We start from the raw sequence: 16,444 nt of genomic DNA on the forward strand, positions 1-16,444 counted from the left end.
AGCCATGAGCCAGAGCATCTTCGAACAGGGCCTGCCCAGGACCCCCGCCAACCATGTGGCACTATCGCCGCTGACCTTCATCGAACGCAGCGCCTCGGTCTATCCCGACTACCCGGCGGTGGTTTACGGCGAGATCCGCCGCGACTGGGGCGAGACCTGGGCGCGCTGCCGGCGGCTCGCCTCGGCGCTGGCGAAGCGCGGCATCGCGCCCGGCCAGGCGGTGGCGGCGATGCTGCCCAACGTGCCGGCGATGTTCGAGGCCCACTTCGGCGTGCCCCTGGCCGGCTGCGTGCTCAACACCCTGAACATCCGCCTGGATGCCGACGCCATCGCCTACATGCTCGCGCACGGCGAGGCCAAGGCGATCCTGGTCGATCCGGAGTTCGCCGACGTGATCGAGGAGGCGGTGAGCAAGCTCGACGACAAGCCGCTGATCATCGACGTGGCGGACGCGCAGTTCATGGCCGAGGGTCGCGCCATCGGCGAGATCGAATACGAGGCGCTGCTGGCCGAGGGCGATCCGGCCTACCCCTACCGCCTGCCCGAGGACGAGTGGCAGGCGATCTCGCTCAACTACACCTCCGGCACCACCGGCAAGCCCAAGGGGGTGGTCTACCACCACCGTGGCGCCTACCTCAACGCCGTCAGCAACATCCTGGTGTGGGCGATGCCCCACCACCCGGTCTATCTGTGGACCCTGCCGATGTTCCACTGCAACGGCTGGTGCTTCCCCTGGACCATCGCCGCCGCCGCCGGTACCAATGTCTGCCTGCGCAAGGTGGAGGCGAAGAGGGTCATGGACCTGATCGCCGACGAGGGGGTGACCCACTTCAGCGGGGCGCCCATCGTGCTCAACGGCCTGGTCAACCTGCCCGCCGAGGACAAGCGCGACTTCGACCACCCGGTGAAGGTCACCACCGCCGGCGCCGCGCCGCCCGCCTCGGTGATCGCCGGGGTCGAGCAACTGGGGATCGAGGTGACCCACGTCTACGGCCTCACCGAGGTCTATGGCCCGGTGACCTCCTGCGCCTGGCGCGAGGCCTGGAACGAGCTGCCCATGGAGGCGCGGGCCAAGCTCAAGTCCCGCCAGGGTGTGCGCTACCATATGCTCGAGGCGCTCTGCGTGGCCGACCCCAATACCCTGGAGCCGGTGCCTAAGGATGGCCAGACCATCGGCGAGATCCTGATGCGCGGCAACAACGTAATGAAGGGCTACCTGAAGAACGAGGCGGCCACCGAGCAGGCGCTCGAGGGCGGCTGGTACCATACCGGCGACCTGGCCGTGTGGCATGCCGACGGCTACCTCGAGATCAAGGACCGCTCCAAGGACATCATCATCTCCGGCGGCGAGAATATCTCCACCATCGAGGTGGAGGACGCCATCTACTCGCACCCGGCGGTGGAGGAGGCCGCGGTGGTCGCCAAGCCCGACGAGAAGTGGGGCGAGACCCCCTGCGCCTTCGTCAAGCTCAAGGCCGGCTACGGCGAGGTCACCGAGCAGGACATCATCGCGCACTGCCGCGAGCACCTGGCCCGCTTCAAGGTGCCCAGGACGGTGGTCTTCAGCGAACTGCCCAAGACCTCCACCGGCAAGATCCAGAAGTTCGTGCTGCGCGAACAAGCGCGCAAGCAGTAACTATCCGCCGCCCGGGAGGCCCTTTGGTCAGACCCCGGCGGTGGGCAACCCCGTTTGAGAAGCGCACGGTGATAGGCATGGTGGCTTGGCTGGGGTCTGACCCCAAAGGGGCGGGCCACCGCGGCATCACCCCACAAGAAGAGATCGAGGAGAGTGCAATGAGCCAACAACCGATTGGCGTGGTGGGCGCCGGGACCATGGGGCAGGGCATCGCCCAGGTGCTGGTGACCAGCGGCTTCGCGGTGCAGCTCTATGACGTCGCCGACGAACAGTTGTCGCGCGCCCGCGGCGCCATCGACAAGGGGCTGGGCAAGCTGGTGGCCAAGGAAAAACTCAGCGAGGCCGACAAGGGCGAGGCCATGGCACGCCTCTCGACCAGCACCGCGCTGGACGCGCTGCGCGACTGTGCGGTGATCATCGAGGCCGCTCCCGAACAGCCGGCGCTCAAGGAGAAGCTGTTCCGCGACCTCAGCCGCCTGACCCACGATGCGATACTCGCCTCCAACACCTCGTCGCTGTCGCTGACCCGGCTCGCCGCGGTGTGCGAACGCCCCGAGCGGGTGGTGGGCATGCACTTCTTCAACCCGGTGCCGGTGCTGAAACTGGTCGAAGTGATCCGCGCCGAGCAGACCAGTGACGCCACCGTGGCACGCATCGAGGCACTCACCCAAGCGCTGGGCAAGACCGCCGTGGCCATCGCCGATTCCCCCGGATTCGCGGTCAATCGCCTGCTGGTGCCGATGATCAACGAGGCGGCCTTCCTGCTGCAGGAAGGCGCCGCCACCGCCGAGGACATCGATCAGTCGATGAAGCTCGGTGCCGCGCACCCCATGGGGCCGCTGGCGCTCGCCGACCTGATCGGGCTCGACGTCTGCCTGGCGATCATGGAGGTGCTGCAGGAGGGCTTCGGCGATCCCAAGTACCGCCCCTGCCCGCTGCTCCGGCGCATGGTCGCCGCCGGCTATCTGGGGCGGAAGACGGGCCGCGGTTTCCACGTCTACGAATAACCCATCGACAACGCCTGGTCCGGCTGTCCTTCGGCGATGGCCGGGTCGATATCGGCCACATGCCGCGGTACGACTGCGAGACGCGCCGGGGGGAGTGCCCCGGCATGTTCTTGCGCTTTTATAGACGATCGGTCTATATTGGGTGGCATGAATCATCCAGCCGCCAAGCCACGCCGTGGCCGCCCGCCCAAGACGCCGCGTGAAGACCCGGACACGCGCGCCGCGCTGATTCGCAGCGGCACCGAGGTACTGACCGAGCAGGGGTTCACGGCGTCCGGGATCGACAGCATTCTCAAGCGCGTTGGCGTCCCCAAGGGCTCCTTCTACTACTACTTCGCCAGCAAGGAAGCCTTCGGTCGCGCCATCATGGCGCACTACGAGGCCTATTTCGCCCACAAGCTGGACCGTCACCTGTTGAACACCGAACTGCCGCCACTTCGTCGGATCGAGGCCTTCGTTGCCGATGCCAAGACCGGGATGGCGCGTCATGACTTCCGACGGGGATGCCTGGTGGGCAACCTGGGGCAGGAGGTTGGCAGCTTGCCGGAAGCGTATCGGCAATGGCTGCGGGAGACGCTGGATGACTGGCAGCGGCGTCTGGCGCGCTGCCTGGAAGAGGCCCGGGAGGCGGGGGAGCTCGCCCGGGACGCCGATTGCAGCCGGCTCGCCGAAGCCTTCTGGATCGGCTGGGAAGGGGCCGTCATGCGTGCCCGGCTGGAGCGTAGCGTCCATCCCATGGAGGTCTTTCTCCAGTGCTATCTGGACGGGCTGCCGCGGTAGCCCTTTTGACATGTCATTAACTAGACGATCGGTCTATAAAGGAGGAACGCAATGTTCAAGGCGATCTTGATCGAGAAGCAGGAGGGCGACCAGCGGGTCGGCCTCCAGACGCTGGAGGAGTCGCAGCTCCCGGAAGGTGATGTCACCGTGCGGGTCGACTGCAGCACCCTCAACTACAAGGATGCCCTGGCCATCACCGGCAAGGGGCCGGTGGTCAGGGAGTTTCCCATGGTGCCGGGGATTGACCTGGCGGGGACGGTCGAATCCTCGACCTCCGATGCGTTCAAGCCGGGCGACAGCGTCCTGCTGAATGGCTGGGGCGTGGGCGAAGGGCACTGGGGCGGCCTGGCCGAAAAGGCTCGCCTGGAGAGTCGCTGGCTGATCCCGCTCCCCTCGGCCTTCAGCGCCCGCCAGGCCATGGCCATCGGCACCGCGGGCTACACGGCGATGCTCGCCGTCATGGCGCTGGAGCGTCAGGGTGTGTTGCCGGACCAGGGCGACGTGCTGGTGACCGGCGCCAACGGTGGTGTGGGCAGCTACGCCATTGCGCTCCTGTCGCGGCTGGGCTACCGGGTCATCGCCGCCACGGGACGCCCGCAGGAAGAGGCCTACCTGCGAGGGCTGGGGACCCAGGAGATCATCGACCGCGGTGAGCTGTCGGAGCCGGGCCGGCCGCTAGCCAAGGAGCGCTGGGTCGGCGCCATCGACTCGGTAGGCAGCCACACGCTGGCCAACGTTCTGGCATCCACGCGCTACGGTGGGACCGTGGCGGCCTGTGGGCTGGCCCAGGGCATGGATCTCCCTGCCACGGTGGCTCCCTTCATCCTGCGCGGCGTGACGCTGGCCGGTATCGACAGTGTCATGAAGCCCCGGCCGGAACGGATCGAGGCCTGGCGCCGGCTGGGTGAGCTGCTCGACCCCGCACAACTGGATGCGATCACCGAGACCATCGGCCTCGAGGAGGCCATCGCCAAGGCCGAGGAGCTGCTCGCGGGCCGCGTGCGCGGGAGAGTCGTCGTCAGCATGGCGTAAGCCGCGCCCGACGAAAGAGGGGATTGCCGACCAACCTAGCGTTCGCTAGGGTTTAGCGACATTCCATTGCACAATGGTCCTGAAGCGCAGCCCTGAACAACAAGCCAAGGAGCCTGATATGAGTGAATCCCTGATCGAGGTGGTTGACAACGCCGGCGTCGTGCGTCTGACCATCAGCCGTCCCAAGGCGCTGAACGCTCTCAACAGCGACGTGCTGAGTGAACTGGAGCACGTACTGGCCGACCTGGAGGCACGCGACGACCTGCGTGCCGTGCTGATCACCGGGGCCGGCGAGAAGGCCTTCGTCGCCGGTGCCGACATCGCCGAGATGCGCGACAAGACCCCGGAGCAGGCCCGCGCCTTCGCCACCCAGGCCCTGCGCACCCTCAAGCGACTGGAGACTCTGCCGGTGCCGGTGGTCTCCCTGGTGAACGGGTTTTGCCTTGGCGGCGGCTGCGAACTGGCCCTGGCCAGCGACTGGGCGGTAGCCAGCGACAACGCCATCTTCGGCCAGCCGGAGGTCCTCCTGGGCGTGATCCCGGGCTTCGGCGGCACCCAGCGCCTGCCGCGTCGCGTTGGCCCCGCCATGGCCCTCGACCTGGTCACCACTGGCCGCAAGATCGACGCCCAGGAGGCGCTACGGATCGGGCTGGTCAATCGGGTGATGCCCCAGGCCGAGCTCGAGGCCTATGCCGAGGAGCTGACCCAGCAGCTCGCCGGCAACGGCCCCATCGCCGTGCGCGCCGCCAAGCAGGCGGTGCACGACGGCATGGACCAGGACCTCGGCAGCGCCCTGGCGCTGGAGACCGCGCTGTTCACCGTCTGCTTCGCCGGTGAGGAACAGAAGGAGGGCATGAGCGCCTTCGTCGAGAAGCGCAAGCCGAACTTCTGAGCCGAGGCAACCGCCTGCGCAACCCGGCCGTGGCGGAAACGCCACGGTCGGGTTGCGTCTCGTCCACGCGTCCTGGCGGTCGGCCCCTCGCCGGAGACACCAGCCAACGTCGGACGCCCGAGGGCTCGGGAAGCCCCCCGCCGGGGAGCGGACCGCAGGGTCGAGCCCCGAGGTTATCGGCGGGCCTGGAGCAGGTCGCGCAAGGCTTCCCCGACGCCGGTGGCCGATTGCGGGTTCTGCCCCGTCACCAGGCGGTCGTCGGTCACCACCTGCGGCGTCCAGTCGGCGGCGGGCTGCAGCTGCGCGCCGCGCTCGGCCAGCCTGGACGACAGCAGGAAGGGCACGACCTCGGTGAGCCCGACCGCCTGCTCCTCGGCATCGGTGAAGGCCGCAACGTTGCGCCCAGCCACCAGATGACTGCCATCGGACAGGGTGACGTTCACCAGCGCGGCGGGACCGTGGCAGACCGCGCCCACCACGCCGCCCTGTTCCCAGATCGCACGGGTCTTGTCGTGCACGGCGGCGCTGTCGGGGAAATCCCACATCGCGCCGTGCCCGCCGGCGAAGAAGATCGCCGAATAGTCGGCAGGCTCGATCTCGGACAGCGCCCGGGTGCGGCGAGTCTTTTCGCGGAAATCGGCGTCGTTCCAATAGCGGGCGTTCGTCTCGTCGTCGAGATCGAGGCCGTCCACCGGCGGCTCGCCACCCTGGATCGAGGCGAACGCCACCGGGAGGCCCGCCGCCTCGAACACGGCCAGCGGGTGGGTGACCTCGGAGAGGTAGAACCCGGTCGGTTCGCCGCTCTTTCCCTTGGTCCCGTGGCTGGTCATCACGATAAGGACGGGTTTGATCGCGTTGCTCATTCTCGTCTACCTCTCTGGATACGCTTTGCGTGCGTCACTGCCGTTCTCCTTGCCATCGCACGCCTCATGATGGCCGGCAGGGGGAATGCCGGTGGCGATTTCCCCGTCGGCGAGCAATTCGCCGTCAGCGCAGCGGGCTGACCCCCTGCCCGGCGAGCTCCGGGAAATCGTCATGCATCGTCAGCGGCTCGATATTGCTGCGCGCGCCGAGGAACTCTGGCCGCGGGGAGGGCGCGGCATAGGGTTCGACCAGGATGTTGTCCACGCTGTTGTAGACGAAGAACAGGTTGGAGCGCGGCCAGGGGGACATGTTCTCGTTCGAGGCGTGCAGCGTATTGCACTCGAACAACAGCAGCGACCCGGCCGGGCCCTTGGGGGCCTGAATACCGCCATTTTCGGCAAGCCTGGCCAGGGCGTCCTGGTCCGGCACTCCCAGTCGCTGCGCCTTGAGGGACTCCGTCCAGTTCATTTCCGGCGTTTCCCCCACGCAGGGGACGAACAGGCGGTGAGAGCCGGGGATCAGCATCAGCGGACCATTGAATTCATTGTTGTCGGTCAGCATCAGCGAGGCACTCACGGCCCGCATCCGTGGCATGCCGTCTTCCGAGTGCCAGGTCTCGAAGTCCGAATGCCAGTCGAAACCGCTACCCTGGAAGCCGTACTTGTCATTGATGCGTGACTGGTGAATATAGACCTCGCTACCCAGCAACTGCCGCACCATCCCCAGGATGCGAGGGTCCCGAGTCAGTCGGTCGAAGAGCGCCGAGATTTCGTGCATGCCAAACACGGAGCGGATGGCACCGCTGTTGGGGTCCTGGATGACCTGCTCGGAGCGCATCAGCTGCTCGTCGTTGGCCATTTCCCTGAGCTCCGCGAAGAAGGGGTCGATGCGATCCTTGGAGAAGAAGCCCTCGAACCATAGGAAGCCGTCTCTCTCGTAACGCGAGAGCGCCACTTCGTCCAGAGGTCCCTCCCAGCGCCGCTGGTTGCGGGCATGCACGATCGGGTCCAGCCTTCTGAATGGCTCGCGGTACTCCTTCACCCGAGTCGGGTAAGGGTCATGGTGAGTGATCATGGGAACACCCTCCTCGTGTCTGTGAATGCACCCCCTTGAATACCCAGTCAGCATGTTTTTACGGATTCACCGATGGTTCGCTCGTGGTCGGGGCAACTCCCGTCCCTCCACCCTGGCGAAGGACTCGACCGGTAGCCCGATCAAGAGGGCCCCGGTCCGTGTGGATGACCTAGGGGTGGGAGCGCGCGAGTTCAAGTCCCTTGGCCCGAGCGGGGCCGATCAGGTCGATGGGGACGAACGCCCTTGCCGCAGTCGTGCCACCAGGGCCTCCATATGCGCGACGTGGCTGCCGTGCCAGTAGAGCTGGCCGCACGCCTCGCATTGCAGGAAGTCGTCTACGTACCGCTTCGTCAGCGGTTCGAGCTGCTCGATGATCGCCGCCTTGTCGACCTCGACCAGCTGGCCATTGCAGCGCGTGCAGCGGGTGAAGGGCGCGAAGGCCCCATGCAGGTCGAGGGTGTCGCAGACCTCCTCGACCTGCCGCCAGGGATCGTCGGCACGCACGAAGTGGGCCAGCCGGATGCGCTTGCGCTTGAGCAGGGGACGATCACGGGTGAGCAGGACGCGGTCCTCCTCGTCGGCGCAGGCGGCCAGCTCGCCGTCGGTGGCGTCGTTGCGGTAGCGGCAGTCGAAGCCGAGCAGGCGCAGGTAGCGGGCGAGCCTGCCGAGGTGGGCATCCAGCACGAAGCGCGGCACGGCCGGCGGTCGCGGGCGCAGGTGGCGGGGCGAGGGCACCGGGGCGGCCAGCGACCAGGGGTAGACCTCCACCTGCTCGCCGTCGGCGAGGATGTGATCGAAGTCCACCGAGGCCCCATCGACCAGGATGACGTCGACCTCGGTGTGCGGCACGCCCAGCGCCTCGATCACGTCCTTGATGGCGGCCCGCCGCTCGAAGGCGTAGCCGAAGGGGGCGCCGCGCCGCTCCCGTGGCAGGAAGTCGTTCAACTCGGCATGGAAACGGAAGGTGGCGTCGGCCATGGTGGCTCTCGGCTGACTGGTCGCCTTGAGAGTAGCCTACGCCACTTCCCGACGGCCCAGCCGGATCATGCGGGTGGCGATGGCGGTGCCGAGCAGGGTGATCAGCATGCCGACCAGGACCTGCAGGCTGAGCCGCTCGCCCAGCAGCAGGTAGCCCCAGAGCAGCGCACTCACCGGCACCAGGAAGGTAACCGTGGAGGTGGCGGTGGCCCCGGCGCTGGCGATCAGGCCGAAGTAGAGCAGGAAGGCCAGGGTGGTGCTGAGCACGGCAAGCCCCAGGCCGTTGGCCCAGGCCATGCCGCTGACCGGCTCCGTCGGCCACAGCAGCAGCCCCGGTACCAGCAGGATCAACGCCGACATGGCGGTGCTGCCCGCGGCCAGCACCCGCACCGGCAGGTGCGACAGGTAGGTCTTGGAGTAGTTGGTGGCCACGCCGTAGCAGAAGGTGGCGCCCAGCACGGCGAGGATGAACCAGCCGTCGCCGCCGAGGGCGAAGTCCAGCCGATCGGCCGAGAGCACATAGACCCCGAAGAAGGCCAGCGCGAGGCCCAGGTACTGCTGGCGCTGGATCGGCGTGGCGAAGAACGCTGCCCCCAGCAGTGCGGTGAAGATCGGCGTGGTAGCGTTGATCAGCGAGGTGAAGCCGGCTTCCAGGCGCGTGGTGGCCAGGGCCAGCAGGCTGAAGGGCAACACATGATTGACCAGGCCCAGCAGCAGCAGGCCGCCCTTGTTCTGCCACACCAGCGTCAGGTAGCGCAGGCTCAGCAGCAGCGGGATCAGCAGCAGGGCGCCCACGCCCATGCGCACCAGGATCAGCGGCACGGGGCCGAACTCGGGTACCGCCACCCGCATGAAGATGAACGACATGCCCCACAGCGAGGAGAGCAGGATCAGGCGGAGGGTATCGGCCGGCGACATGCAGCGTCCTGGTGGGCAGTGAGTGGAAGAACGGAAGTCTGCAGGTTAAGCCTGAAACAAGTGCATGGGAAGCCGAGAGGGCACTGCTTGTGGCATAAGGATGAACACTTGATGTTACAAATGGAATACGGTAATCCATTACAGGGATGCCTTAAAGACGACGCTACGTTGAGATCGCCGCTGGCGCTATCGGTTCGTTGACATATGCTTACAGCAAGCAGTGAGAATGGATGGGTGAGACCGGGTGCCTCGCCTCGCAGGGCCCCGAAACGGTCGGCGGCAAGCGGGTGATGTGAGCGTTGGGCATGATGCTCGGAGAGAGTCACCGTGAGTACCATCTGAGTATCAAGGAGAATAAGGACGACTCCCATGGAATCCGTTGTCAGGGGCATGCTGAACATGAGGCACCGATATCTCGAGAGGACACCTTCCCTCGTAAAGCATGTCACCAACATCGGGGTGCTGACGCTGCTGTTGGGGCTGGGAAGCTTGATCGTCTATTCCATGGGAGGAACGACCTATGCCTACCCTTATTTGATGCTGATTCCGGTACTGCTCGGGGCGGCCTGGTACTACCTGCCTGGCGGGTTGATCGTGGCGCTGGCGGCTGGGGGACTGATGGCGCTCATGCCACTGAACGTCGATGCGGGCACCTTCCAGACGCCGGCCAACTGGTTGATGCGTGCGGGAATGTACCTGCTGCTCGGGGGCATTGCCGGCGGGTTGTTCCAGTCGCTACGTCGATCGGCCGAAGAGCGGGTCTCCGTCGCTCGCATCGATCCACGTTCGGGGCTTCCCAATACGGTTGCCCTGGAAGAGGATCTGCTCGAGATCCTGCACCATCAGGGCTCGGGGAAGTCGGTTGGACTGCTACTGGTGAGGATTACCGATATTACCGACGTGATGGAAGCCATGGGCATGGATGCTTCCGATGAGTTGGTTCTCGCCATGGGGGAGCGTCTAAGACACTCGGCACGCGGCGTGACGGCCTATCGATTCAGCAATGCCGAACTGGCACTCATCGTCGACGACGTGGTGCCGGATGACATGCAGCGAATCGCGGAACGCTTGACGGAGGTCGGGGAGGATAGCCTGCAGGTTCACCAGGTACCCATTCGCGTTCAGCTGGTGATGGGCAGCAGCCTGTCGCGGAGTGGGGAGGATTCCCCCGAGGACCTGATCCGTGAGGCGCGAATCGCCATGTTCGCCGCCATCGAAAGGCGGCGTTCCCACAGCCACTACTCACCTGCCTTCAAGCGGCGGACGGTGCATGCGATACAGTTGATCGCCCGTGTGCGAAAGGGCCTGGAGGCGGGGGAGTTCGAGTTGCACTACCAGCCCAAGATTCGTCTTTCCGACGGTCGAGTGTGTGGCTGTGAAGGGCTGATTCGCTGGCGTGGCAGCGACGGTGGCTTGATCCCGCCGGGGATGTTCATGCCCAAGGTCGAGAGCACGACTCTGATCTCGCCGGTGACTCGCTTCGTTGTCGAGGAGGCATGCCGGTTCGCGGAAAACGAAATGGGGCCGGGAGAGGTCAGCATCAATCTCTCGGTCCATAATCTTTATGACGAGACGTTGTTGAACGTCATAAAGGAACTCGCCGGCCAGCTCGGTACTCGGATGCACGCCCTGGAAGTGGAGATCACCGAAAGCGCCTTGATCGGTGACCTGGAGGAAGCGCGCCAGGCCATTCAACGCATTCGCGACTTTGGCGTGGGGGTGAGTATCGACGACTTCGGCACCGGCTTCGCTTCTTTCGAATACCTGCGGCATCTGCCAATCACGGGCCTCAAGATCGATCGTTCCTTTGTCAGTGGCCTCGAGGAAGACACGCGAGCACGTGATCTGATGGCCTGCATGATCGACGTGGGCCATGCCCTGGGCTTGGTGGTAACGGCCGAAGGGGTTGAAACTTCAGGGCAATATGAGTGTCTACGCGAACTAGGTTGTGATCAGGCTCAAGGATTCTATTTTTCACCCGCCCTCCCGGCGCCCGATTATCGTGATTGGTGTCGTGATTTTGCGGCGAGATGAGTTGACGTGTCTTCTAGACGGACCCGGTGTGGCCGTGCGAGCTGCTTCTCTGGTATCTTCGAAACCATGATGTTGGCCGATGGAGAGACAATGACCACAGAGTTGAGTGTGTTCGAGCAGAATATGCGTCGCGAGATCGACGCCTTCATGAAGCCCGGAAAAGGGGGCGACTCCAGTCCCCGGGCGCCGGCAGCCAAGCCGGCGAGGAAGACCTGTCAGGCCAGGCAGTCGGCAGGGGAATTCAAGACCGGTCACGTCGTCAGGCTGGCGGTACGCAAGAAGCAACTCGAGATGGACACCGTCTTCGAGTACGTCTCGTCCAGTATCTCCAAGCTCGAGGCCCAACTGGAAGCCGAGAAAGCCGCCAGGCGGGCGGGCTACCCCATCGTCGGCTATGTCATCGAGACCCGGCGGCTGTAGGGCACCGTTCGTCGACCGCAGGCTCCATCGGCGCGGGGTTACCGGCGCGATCGCAGGTGGTAGGCGAGGATTCCGTGGCCGCGCGACGGGCGGCGGAAAGAAAAGGGCCCGCTGGGAGAGCAGGCCAAGGCAGGGAAACTCACTAGGGAAACTCACTGAAGCCATGCAGAGCGACAGCGTGAGTTACCCGCTTACTCTAGCCGCCAGGTATCGGATGGTATGTCAGTTCAGATCGTCGAAACCTGTAAGACATTACCTACGTTGTGGTGTGGGTGATGTCTGATGTCGTGACGAGCGGAGCTCGTTGGCGGTGTCTTCGTGAGAGCAGTTTTACGGATTTTTTAGAGCGGGCTGTGGTTCGATGGCTCCCATGGTGCCCCGTCAGGCGTGAGATTGCGTGGCGCGGGCCGCCGTCGGTGTGATCACTGCGACAGGGAGCGCTCGGGCCTGCGATGAATTCGCTGATCTTGCGTGTGGGGGACCGTGTCCACGACTGGGCCCCGGTATTCAAGGTGTTGTCGGTACTGTGGCTGGTGCTGGCGCTGTTCATGGGACTGCCCTGGGTGGTGCTGGTGATCGAGGGGGAGCCCGATGCCATGGCATTCGGCCTGTCGATTGCCATCGTGCTGGCGGCGGTGGCGCTGACCTGGCTGGCCACGCTGAACGTGCGTGTCGCACTCAAGCCGTGGCAGATGTTCGTGCTCACCACCCTGAGCTGGGTCACCATCAGCGGGTTTGCCAGCCTGCCCCTGGTGCTCGGTGCGCCTCAGCTCTCCTTCACCAATGCGGTGTTCGAGTCGGTGTCGGCGATCACCACCACCGGCTCGACGATTCTCGAGGGCATCGACTCCCTGTCCGACGGCCTCAAGCTGTGGCGCGGCATCATGCAGTGGCTCGGCGGCATCGGCATCATCGTCATGGGCATCGCCATCCTGCCGTTCCTCAAGGTGGGTGGCATGCGCCTGTTCCATACCGAGTCCTCGGACTGGTCGGACAAGGTGATGCCGCGTACCGGCGGCATCGCCAAGGCGACCCTGGGTATCTACTGTGGCTTCACCCTCACGGCCATGCTCGCCTACTGGCTCGGCGGCATGGCACCGCTGGATGCCGTGGTGCACGCCATGACCTCGCTGGCGACCGGCGGCTTCGCCAACTCCGATGCCTCTTTCGGCGCCTACGCCGATAGCCCCCACCTGCTGTGGATGGGCAGTCTCTTCATGCTTGCCGGCGCCCTGCCTTTCGTGCTCTATATTCGCTTCCTGCGAGGTTCCCGCCTGGCCCTGTGGCGCGACCAGCAGGTGCAGGGGCTGCTGCTGCTGCTCGCGGTGGTGATCCTGGTGCTGACCGTCTGGCGAATGTGGCTGGGAACGCCGCCCTTCGAGGCGCTGACCCATGTCGCCTTCAACGTTATCTCGGTTGTCACCACCACCGGCTATGCCTCGGACGACTACAGCACCTGGGGGGCACTGGCCTTCGTGGCCTTCTTCTACCTGACCTTCGTCGGCGGCTGCAGCGGCTCGACCAGCGGCGGCATGAAGATCTTCCGTTTCCAGGTGGCGGCGATCCTGCTGCGCAATCAGCTGCGCTTCCTGATCCATGCCCATGGCGTCTTCGCCTCGCGCTACAACGAGCAGCCACTGACCGACGACATCACCCGCGGCGTGGTCGCCTTCTCGTTCTTCTTCTTCCTCACCATCGCCGGGCTGGCGCTGGGCCTGGCCCTGATGGGACTCGACCTCACCACAGCGCTCTCCGGTGCCGCCACGGCCGTGGCCAACGTCGGCCCCGGGCTTGGCGACACCATCGGCCCCGCCGGCAATTTCGCGCCACTCCCGGATGCCGCCAAATGGTTGCTGTGTGTGGGCATGCTGCTGGGGCGGCTCGAGATCCTTACCGTACTGGTATTGCTGACGCCGATGTTCTGGCGCAAGTAGGCTGACAAATGACCCGACCTCGAGGAGGCCCGGACCGATGAACGTCACTCCCGAGCCACGCCCCGCCAGCGGCCCGCGGCCGACGGCCGACCCCGATGCGGCGCAGGCGGTCGCCGAGACCGAATCGTCCCGGCAGGCGCCGGCGAATCGCGTGCGCCTGCTGGTGGCGCTGAGCGGCGGCAGCGAGGATGCCGCCCTGGTGCGCACCGCCCATCGCCTGGCCGCGCGTGATGGCGTGCGCTGGCGAGCGATACACGTGGACAACGGCCGCGACGATTCCGAGCGCCGGCTGGTGCTGGAAAAGGACTTCGCCATGGTGCACCGTCTGGGCGGCGAGACCCGTGTGCTCCAGGGGCAGGACCGGGCCGCGGAGTTGCACGACTACGCCCGCGAGCATCGCATTGCCACCTTGCTGGTGGGCTGTTCGCGTCCCTCCGGCTGGCGTGTCTGGCGCCGCACCCTCGCCGAGCAGCTGCTGCGCCGCGGTGGGACCTTCGACCTGATAGTGGTGGCGGAGGCCCGGCAGCGCCCGCGCTTCCGGCCGCGGCACGTCTGGCAGCCGCTGCGCTTGCGCGAGCCGGTGGTGGTGCTGCTCAGTATCCTGGGCGCCCTGGTGGTGGCCTGGGGGCTGGAGTCCTGGCTGGAACTGGCCAACCTGTCGCTGGTGTTCCTCGCCGCGGTGCTGGCCAGTGCCACCCTGGCCGGCACCCGGGCGGCGATGCTCAGTGCCGGGCTCGGCTTCCTGGCCTTCAACTTCTTCTTCACCCAGCCACGTTTCTCCCTGGCCATCGTCGAGCACGGACAGCTGCTCACCGTGGTCTTCTTCCTGATGGTGGCGGTGGTGGTCGGCCAATTGGCCGGCAGCGGGCGCCGTCGGCTGTTGGCGCTGCGGGCCAGTCGGGAGCAGACTCACCGACTGCTGACCTATGCCCGGGCCCTCTCGGCCGCCACCGACCGGGACCAGGTGGGCGAGATCGGGGTCACGTCGCTGGAGCGCTGGCTGGGCGTTCCCGTGGTGCTGCTCGACCGGGATGAGGAGGACGCCGACCTGACGATCCGCCACGCGGCTCCGCCCGGCATGACCCTGGACGCGGGGGCGCTGACGGCGGCGGGCTGGAGCTGGCAGCATCGACAGCCCAGCGGCCGCGGCACCGAGAACCTGCCCGACCAGCAGTGGCGACTGCTGCCCCTGGTGGAGCAGGGGCGAGTGCTGGGCATCGTGGGCCTCAAGCTGGCGGTGCGCGAGACGCCCCCGGGACCCGATCAGGAGGCGCTGATCGAGGCGCTGTCCAGCCAACTGACCATGGCCCTGGAGCGTACCCGCCTGGTCGGCGAGCTGGGCGCGGCGCGCCTCTCCGAGGAGAACGAGCGGCTGCGTTCGGCCCTGCTGTCCTCGGTGTCCCACGATCTGCGCACGCCACTGGCGTCGATCATCGGCTCGGCCAGCTCGTTGCGTGAGCTCGAACCTCAACTGAGCCGGCAGGACAGGCGCGAGCTGCTCGACGGCATCCTCACCGAGAGCGAGCGGCTCAACCGCTACATCCAGAACCTGCTCGACATGACGCGCCTGGGGCACGGTAGCCTCCGGATCGAACGCGACTGGATCTCGCTGGATGATCTGGTGGCGGCCGCCCTGCGGCGGCTGGGGTCGTCCCTGGAGGGCCTGGAGATCGAGCGTGACTGGCCCGACGATCTGCCACTGCTGCACGTGCATCCCGCACTGATCGAGCAGGCCCTGGTCAACGTGGTCGACAATGCCGTGCGCTTCTCGCCACCGGGCGGCCGGGTCGGTCTCCACGCCAGACTCGACGCCGCCCAGCGGCGACTCGAGATCAGGGTGACGGACCAAGGACCAGGCATCGCCCCCGAGCTGCGCGAAGCGGTATTCGACATGTTCGTCACCGGCGGCGAGGGCGATCGCAGCCGCTCCGGTACCGGCCTCGGCCTGGCCATCTGCCGTGGGATGCTCGGCGCCCATGGCGGCGACATCGATGCCAGGCCCGGACCCGGAGGCATCGGTACCAGCATCGTGATGCACCTGCCCCTGCCGGCAGCAGAAGAGGGGAGGCCCGATGACGACTGATCGCTGGCGGGTGCTGATCGTCGACGACGAACCGCAGATCCGCCGCTTCCTGCGCATCAGCCTGGTCTCCCAGGGGTTCGAGGTGCTCGAGGCCGCGACCGGCGCCGAAGGGGTGTCGCGTGCCCTGGACGAGGCGCCCGATATGGTGCTGCTGGACCTGGGGCTTCCCGACATGGACGGCCAGACGGTGCTGGATTCGCTGCGCTCCCGCAGCGCGGTCCCGGTGATCGTGGTCTCGGTGCGCGGGCACGAGGCCGAGAAGGTGCGGGCCCTGGACACCGGCGCCAACGACTATGTCACCAAGCCGTTCGGCATCCAGGAGCTGCTGGCGCGGGTGCGCTCGCTGCTGCGCCACCACGGGGCAGCCCGGGATGACCCGGCGGCATTGCGCTATCGCCGCGCCGGCCTGGTCATCGATCTCGGCGCCCGGCGGGTCAGCCTCGACGACGAGCCGGTACACCTGACGCCGAAGGAGTATGCCGTGCTGGAGCGCCTGGTGAGGCACGCCGGGCGTGTGGTGACCCAGACCCAGCTGCTGCGCGAGGTGTGGGGGCCGACCCATGCCCACGACACCCACTACCTGCGCATCGTGGTCAGCAAGCTGCGCCACAAGCTCGGCGACGACCCGCGCTCGCCGTACCTGCTGCAGACCGAGGCGGGGATCGGCTATCGCCTGCTGGCGGAGCCCGATCCGCCCGGGTGACGATCGGCTCGACGTTCTTCGATGGCGCTGCGGCGAAACCCCGTGTGGCCATGAACATGGAAGCAATTTCCGTAAACATGGCTCGATGA

General features: G+C 66.3%; 14 protein-coding genes. 10 read left to right on the forward strand and 4 right to left on the reverse strand.

What is annotated here, in order from left to right; genetic code table 11:
* Positions 1-4: 4 nt before the first annotated feature.
* From AC5W54_RS15790 to AC5W54_RS15810, 5 genes are all read left to right on the forward strand, one after another.
* Positions 5-1,636: an acyl-CoA synthetase gene (locus AC5W54_RS15790; protein WP_495963046.1), complete on the forward strand. Its 1,632-nt coding sequence runs from the start codon at positions 5-7 to the stop codon at positions 1,634-1,636.
* 158 nt (positions 1,637-1,794) lie between these two features.
* Complete coding sequence (locus tag AC5W54_RS15795; protein ID WP_495963047.1) at positions 1,795-2,643, forward strand: 3-hydroxybutyryl-CoA dehydrogenase; 849 nt, start codon at positions 1,795-1,797, stop codon at positions 2,641-2,643.
* A gap of 147 nt (positions 2,644-2,790) precedes the next feature.
* The gene (gene acuR / locus AC5W54_RS15800; protein WP_495963048.1) at positions 2,791-3,423 is read left to right on the forward strand and encodes an acrylate utilization transcriptional regulator AcuR; all 633 of its coding nucleotides are present in this window, start codon (positions 2,791-2,793) and stop codon (positions 3,421-3,423) included.
* 51 nt (positions 3,424-3,474) lie between these two features.
* Positions 3,475-4,455, forward strand: coding sequence for an acrylyl-CoA reductase (NADPH) (acuI, locus tag AC5W54_RS15805; protein WP_495963049.1), 981 nt, complete (start codon positions 3,475-3,477; stop codon positions 4,453-4,455).
* Between the two features lie 118 nt (positions 4,456-4,573).
* Positions 4,574-5,347, forward strand: a complete 774-nt coding sequence (locus AC5W54_RS15810) for an enoyl-CoA hydratase-related protein (protein ID WP_495963050.1) — start codon at positions 4,574-4,576, stop codon at positions 5,345-5,347.
* Positions 5,348-5,520: 173 nt separating this feature from the next.
* On the opposite strand, the gene AC5W54_RS15815 is transcribed toward AC5W54_RS15810, so the two are convergent.
* The 4 genes from AC5W54_RS15815 to AC5W54_RS15830 all read right to left on the reverse strand — a co-directional run bounded on the left by AC5W54_RS15815 (position 5,521) and on the right by AC5W54_RS15830 (position 9,181).
* A complete protein-coding gene (locus AC5W54_RS15815) occupies positions 5,521-6,210 on the reverse strand; it encodes a type 1 glutamine amidotransferase domain-containing protein (protein WP_495963051.1) in 690 nt (229 codons plus the stop codon).
* Positions 6,211-6,334: 124 nt separating this feature from the next.
* Complete coding sequence (gene thpD, locus AC5W54_RS15820; RefSeq protein WP_495963052.1) at positions 6,335-7,285, reverse strand: ectoine hydroxylase; 951 nt, start codon at positions 7,283-7,285, stop codon at positions 6,335-6,337.
* 219 nt (positions 7,286-7,504) lie between these two features.
* A complete protein-coding gene (locus tag AC5W54_RS15825; RefSeq protein ID WP_495963053.1) occupies positions 7,505-8,263 on the reverse strand; it encodes a Mut7-C RNAse domain-containing protein in 759 nt (252 codons plus the stop codon).
* Between the two features lie 36 nt (positions 8,264-8,299).
* Positions 8,300-9,181, reverse strand: a complete 882-nt coding sequence (locus AC5W54_RS15830) for a DMT family transporter (protein ID WP_495963054.1) — start codon at positions 9,179-9,181, stop codon at positions 8,300-8,302.
* Between the two features lie 369 nt (positions 9,182-9,550).
* Between AC5W54_RS15830 and AC5W54_RS15835 the strand changes: the two genes are divergently transcribed.
* From AC5W54_RS15835 to AC5W54_RS15855, 5 genes are all read left to right on the forward strand, one after another.
* Complete coding sequence (locus tag AC5W54_RS15835) at positions 9,551-11,215, forward strand: putative bifunctional diguanylate cyclase/phosphodiesterase (RefSeq protein ID WP_495963055.1); 1,665 nt, start codon at positions 9,551-9,553, stop codon at positions 11,213-11,215.
* Positions 11,216-11,305: 90 nt separating this feature from the next.
* Complete coding sequence (locus tag AC5W54_RS15840) at positions 11,306-11,635, forward strand: hypothetical protein (protein WP_495963056.1); 330 nt, start codon at positions 11,306-11,308, stop codon at positions 11,633-11,635.
* A 452-nt stretch (positions 11,636-12,087) separates the two neighbouring features.
* Positions 12,088-13,569: a Trk system potassium transporter TrkI gene (trkI, locus tag AC5W54_RS15845; RefSeq protein WP_495963057.1), complete on the forward strand. Its 1,482-nt coding sequence runs from the start codon at positions 12,088-12,090 to the stop codon at positions 13,567-13,569.
* Positions 13,570-13,606: 37 nt separating this feature from the next.
* The gene (locus AC5W54_RS15850) at positions 13,607-15,652 is read left to right on the forward strand and encodes an ATP-binding protein (RefSeq protein ID WP_495963058.1); all 2,046 of its coding nucleotides are present in this window, start codon (positions 13,607-13,609) and stop codon (positions 15,650-15,652) included.
* Positions 15,642-16,355, forward strand: a complete 714-nt coding sequence (locus tag AC5W54_RS15855; protein WP_495963059.1) for a response regulator — start codon at positions 15,642-15,644, stop codon at positions 16,353-16,355. Before AC5W54_RS15850 ends, AC5W54_RS15855 begins: the two co-directional genes overlap by 11 nt.
* The last annotated feature ends 89 nt before the right edge of the window (positions 16,356-16,444 follow it).

Source organism: Halomonas sp. LMYGS-3, from assembly GCF_059509875.1.